The sequence below is a fragment of the Acidovorax sp. SRB_24 genome (assembly GCF_012931925.1).
This window is the reverse complement of the sequence record NZ_MWOM01000108.1, coordinates 6,363-7,399: the sequence shown is the minus strand read 5'-3', so window position 1 is coordinate 7,399 and position 1,037 is coordinate 6,363. Positions and strand designations below refer to the sequence as shown.

Sequence of the window (1,037 nt, the reverse complement as noted above, 5' to 3'; positions counted from 1 at the left end):
CAGCACCTCGGCCCCGGCCGCGCGCAGCACTTGGCCGGCGCCCGCGCGCGGCGCCGGATCGCGGCGGTTGGCGCGCGCCATCCACGTGAACTGCAGGCCCAGCGGCAGCGTCCAGCCCAGGGCCAGCAGCACGGCGCCGGCCAGCGCCCACCCGGGCGAATCGGGCAGGCACCAGAACAGCCACGCGGCCACGGCCAGCGCGGTGCCCAGGACCCCGAGCTGTTGGATGCGGGCGATCATGGAGGCGGCAGGAGCGGCATGCGCGCATTGTGCCGCCCGGGCGGCGGGCCTGTGCAGAGCGCCGGCGGCGGTCTCTGCGTGCGCCGGCAGGGCCGTTCCTGTCACCTGCGGGACGCTGCGGAGCGCTCCCCCGGGACAAGCCCCCTAGCCAGCCGGCGCCGCGCGGTCCAACAATCGCACCCGCCGCCCCGTGCCAAGGCGGCACGCTCCCTTCCAGAAACCCAGGACACCGCATGGACAAGATCTGGCTGAAGAACTACCTCGAAGGCACGCCGCACGCTCGCGCCGAGCCAGGCCACGCTCGATTCGACCGCTTTCCTGCAGTACACGGGCGGCACCACCGGGCGGTCCAAGGGCGCGGTGCTGACGCACCGCAACATCATCGCCGCCAAGCTGCAGGCCGAGGCCTGGTTCCAGCCCGCGCTGGCCCGGCTGGGCGACCCGACGCGCGCCAACAACATCGCCGCGCTGCCGCTCTACCATATCTTTGCGCTCACGCTGTGCCTGCTGACGATCCGCCAGGGCTCGCACCTGACGCTGATCCCGAACCCGCGCGACATCCCGAAATTCGTCGACGTGCTCAAGAAGCGCCCCTTCCATACGCTGCCGGCCGTCAACACGCTGTTCAATGCGCTGCTGCAAAACGCGCAGTTCCGCGCGCTGGACTTCTCGCCGCTGTGCCTGGCGCAGGCCGGCGGCATGGCGGCCTCCGAAGGCACGGCGCGCCAGTGGAAGGCGACGGGCCGCACCATGCTTGAGGGCTGGGGCATGAGCGAGACCTGCGCCATCGGCACCAA

At 72.1% G+C, this 1,037-nt stretch carries 2 pseudogenes; one reads left to right on the top strand and one right to left on the bottom strand.

What is annotated here, in order from left to right:
• A pseudogene (locus B2J89_RS20310) lies at positions 1-240 on the bottom strand (permease); the annotation flags it as partial.
• Positions 241-525: 285 nt separating this feature from the next.
• Between B2J89_RS20310 and B2J89_RS22890 the strand changes: the two are divergent.
• Positions 526-1,037: pseudogene (locus B2J89_RS22890) on the top strand (AMP-binding protein); the annotation flags it as partial.